A 3982-nucleotide genomic window follows, 5' to 3' on the forward strand; every position below is an offset into this window, starting at 1 on the left:
AACGGCGCCTCTCGGGCCCGGTGGCACCACCCCCCAGGTCATCGACTTCCAACAGGGGGGAACAGCCATGCCGGGCCCGGAGGCCAGCAGCCCTCTTGCAGGACCGCGAAGACCATAACGGGGGGGGATTGTCGAGGCCCTGTACTGCTGGATGGAGGAGCACGCGGATGATGGGGTGCCGTTGCTTCATGCCGGCGTGGTGCCTTCGTTCAGCACGCAGTATCACGCTGTCGATCGTGAGCAGCGCGCCGGCCGTGTCCTGGAGGTCTCCCACGCGGCTCCTGCACGGCTCACGGCTGGCTCCCGGTGCGATGAGGCCCGGGGCGCTACGACCATGTCTGGGCCGCGCCCAGACACACCGCCTTTTTCATCCTGCGGCGGCGATAGCTGATTCATGGGGCGTCTGAGGGCGCCGGACTTACGCAGCGCGGCACAGGGCATGGTCGATGAGGCCGCGCAGCACGTTCTCCTGGCGGGCCGCGGTGTGGGGATCTGCGGGGCGGCTGTGCACGGAGACGGTGATCGTACGACGGCCATCCGTCGTGGCAGCAGCCAGGACCCGAGAGCCGATACCGCTACCCCCGTGTCCGAGGTAACCATCGCCGCAGGACAGGGGAGTGGAAAACAGCCCCAGGCCGTCCCGGGTGCCTGCGGGATGACCCCTGTCCTGGGGCACCGGGACGGTGGTCCGCATGGCGTCCAGCGTGGCGGGCTTCAGCAGTCGCCCGCGAGTCAGGGCGGTGAAGAAGCGGTTGGCGTCGCGGGCCGTTCCGGTCATCGATCCATCGGCCCCGCTGTCGAAGGGCCGGTAGGGGATCGTGGTGTCGACCATCGTGCCGCCCCGGGTGAACTGCTGGTAGTTGACCGCGTGGGGATGCGGCAGGAAGGGCCACGTCCCGGGGGTGTCCGTGTGACGCAAGCCGAGGGGGCGCAGGATGCGGTCGTGGACCTGCTGTTCCCAGGAACGACCGGTGACCTTCTCGACGATCATTCCAGCGAGGACATAGTTCGTATTGGAGTACGCCCAGTCTGCTCCTGGCGGAAATGCAGGCTTGTGACGCATGGCCAAGGCGACCAACTGCGCAGGCCGGTAGGTGCGCCACCGATTGGTGAAGTACGTCCGTGCGCTCGGGTCGGGGAACACGTCGGCGATGTAGTCGTACAGGCCGCTGGTGTGCTGCAGCAGGTCGCGGAGCGTGATAGTACGGCCGTCGTTGCCGGCGCCGGATACGACCCCGGGCAGCAGCTGCTCCACCGTCTGGTCGAGCGACAGCCGCTTCTCGTCCACCAGTTGCAGCACGACAGTGGCGACGAACGTCTTGGTGATACTGCCCAGACGCAGATAGCCGTCCTCGGGAACCGGCCGACGACTGACCAGGTCACCGACGCCGGAGCGAGCCGTGACGGTGCCGCGCGGGGTCTCCAGGCGGACTGAGACCCCCGAAACTCCGGCATCACGCAGAGCATCGGCATCATGCTGCACCGACCAGTCCACAGCAGAAGGACGCGACGCGGCTACCGAGGCCGCCTCGGACGGCGCAAGCGATACAACCAACGTCAGAACAGCAGCGGATAACCACAAACGGCGGAAGACCATAGCCCGAGATTAGGAACAACCCGTTCCACCGGCCATCCAGGCCGCCCTCCAACACATCGGGTGCTACCTGGATGGACACCTGCCCCCCGACCGAAACACCACCAGCCTTGTCACGCCTTCATGACGATGACCTGCACAAAGAGATGTGACACAGCTTCTCATGCATGCGGCTGCGGTGTGGGGTGTGTTGTGCTTCTCCGGGGGTTCGGGGCAGGGCGAGATCGTCGGGCTCCGCCAGGGGTTCCAGCAGGTGCTCGACCGGTCGCTGTGTCTGCTGCCCGGCCGTCTCCCCGGGCCTGGTTGGTGCTGGTGGCGGTGGGGTCGGCTCTGTCGCAGCTGCGGGCCGTGCTGCTGGAGGCGTTCGGCCTGCCCGTCCCTCTCCCTGCCCGGCCCCTCATCCACCGCCCCGTGCGGGAGCCGCCCCTGGGGCAGCGCCGTCGGCTCGCCCTGGCACCGCTCGCGGCCGCCCCGCCCGAGCTGCTCCTGCTCGACGAGCCGACGACGGACCCTCTCTCGCCCCGGCTCTCCGACGAGTCGGAGGAGGCCATGGGATCAGGGCCCGGCGCCGCCGTGATGGCGAGCCACGACCGATGGCCGCGGTCCCGCTGGACCGGCAGGGAACTCCGTCTGCCACAGCCGTGCCTGTCAGCGGGGCGTGCCGTCAGCGGGGAGGTCGTCCGTCTCGGTGGTGGCGGACCCGGCCGGGGTGCCGGTGGGCGGCAGCTGACGCAGTCGGAGGGCGGCCAGTACGGCACCGCCGAGCGCGACCGCGCTGGCCGCGATCGAGGCCGCCTCAAGACCGCTCGCGAACGCCTCACGTGCGGCGGTCAGCAGCGTTGCCGCGAGGCCGTCGGGAAGCGCCGAGGCCGCGTCACGGGCCGCTCCGATGGCTCCCTGAGCCGTCTCCTCGGCCCGCGCGGGAAGTCCCTGCGGCATCCGGTCGTCGATCTGCAGCCGATACACCGCGGTACCCAGGCTGCCCAGGAGCGCCACGCCGAGCGCCAGCCCCAGCTCCCCACTGGTCTCGGACAGCGCCGAGGCGGCCCCTGCCCGCTGCGGGGGCGCGGTGCTGATGATCAGGTCCGTGCACAAGGCGATCATGGGGCTCAGGCCCAGAGCCACCAGTTCGTACCCCACCAGCAACAGGGGCAGGTCGTCCGTGCCGACCAGAGTGAGAACCCCGAACCCGACCGCGGCCAGCACCATGCTGCCGCTGATGACGGTGACCGGGCGCAGTCGGCGCACCATCAGCGGAGCCGCCATCGAGCCGACGATCGTTCCCAGCGCGGCCGGTACCAGCCACACGCCCGCCACCAGCGGCGAGAACTCCAGCACTTCCTGGAGGTAGAGCGTGATGAACAGCTGGGTGCCCCCCATGGCGAGCAGTCCCATGAGGTAGATGCCGAGTGAGGTATTGATGACGCGGTCCCGCAGCAGCGAAAGGTCGAGCAGCGGGTGAGCGAGAGTCTGCTGGCGCCGGGCGAAGACCAGGCCCGTCAACAGGCCCACGACGGCGACGGCGGTGCTGCCCAGCGCGAAGCCGTGTGCGGCGACCTGCTTGATCGCGTACACCACGCACAGCACCGCGATCAGGGACAGTCCCGCACTCGGCAGGTCGATCCGTCCCCCCTCCGGGTCCTTGTACTCGGGCAGCAGCACCGGACCGGTCACGAGCAGCAGCACCATCACCGGAACGCCCAGCAGAAACACCGCCCCCCACCACAAGTGCTCCAGCAGCACCCCGCCCAGCAGCGGCCCGGCGGTGGTGCCGATGGAGAAGCTCGTCATCACCACGGCGACGGCGAGGCCGCGTTGCCGACCGTCCTCGAACATCACCCGGACCAGGGACAGCGTCGAGGGCATCAGGGTGGCGCCCGCGAGGCCGAGCAGCGCGCGCGCTCCCACGAGCATCAGGGGGCTGCTGGAGTACGCCGCGATCACCGAGGCGGCCCCGAACACCAGGGCCCCGACGAGCAGAATCCGCCGTCGGCCCATCCGGTCGCCCAGCGCGCCGGCCGATACCAGGGCTCCGGCGATGAGGAAGCCATAGATATCCATGATCCACAACAGCTCGGTGGGGCTGGGCTGGAGGTCCGCGGTCAGGTGCGGGACGGCCAGGTAGAGGACCGTCATGTCCATGGAGATCAACAGGGTGGGAAGTGCGAGAACGGCGAGTCCGATCCACTCCCGCCGCCCGGCTCGGGGCGGGGCGTTACTGAGCATGGCTGCTTTCCTTAGTGGCTTTCAGCGGGTCGAAGCCGTGGGCGGGACGGTGGCGTACACCCGGGCTGATTTGAGCGTGGTGTTCCAGAGCTCCTGATCCGGAGACCGGGCCGTGCTTGGACCTGTGGGAGTCTGTCGGTCCTTCTGGTTGTGCTGGGTGCT

At 69.2% G+C, this 3982-nt stretch carries 2 protein-coding genes and 1 pseudogene; 1 reads left to right on the forward strand and 2 read right to left on the reverse strand.

All coding sequences use genetic code 11. From position 1 onward, the window contains the following. Window positions 1-418: 418 nt before the first annotated feature. The gene (locus G5C65_RS32855; protein ID WP_165302721.1) at window positions 419-1597 is read right to left on the reverse strand and encodes a serine hydrolase domain-containing protein; all 1179 of its coding nucleotides are present in this window, start codon (window positions 1595-1597) and stop codon (window positions 419-421) included. Between the two features lie 372 nt (window positions 1598-1969). Here G5C65_RS32855 and G5C65_RS39755 point away from each other — a divergent pair. Beyond that, a pseudogene (locus tag G5C65_RS39755) lies at window positions 1970-2227 on the forward strand (ABC transporter ATP-binding protein); the annotation flags it as partial. A 15-nt stretch (window positions 2228-2242) separates the two neighbouring features. On the opposite strand, the gene G5C65_RS32865 reads toward G5C65_RS39755, so the two are convergent. Further along, window positions 2243-3820 (reverse strand): MFS transporter, encoded by a 1578-nt coding sequence (locus G5C65_RS32865; protein ID WP_165302722.1) that lies wholly within the window; start codon window positions 3818-3820, stop codon window positions 2243-2245. Window positions 3821-3982: the final 162 nt, after the last annotated feature.

Source organism: Streptomyces boncukensis (assembly GCF_011045075.1).
Taxonomy (GTDB): Bacteria; Actinomycetota; Actinomycetes; order Streptomycetales; family Streptomycetaceae; genus Streptomyces; species Streptomyces boncukensis.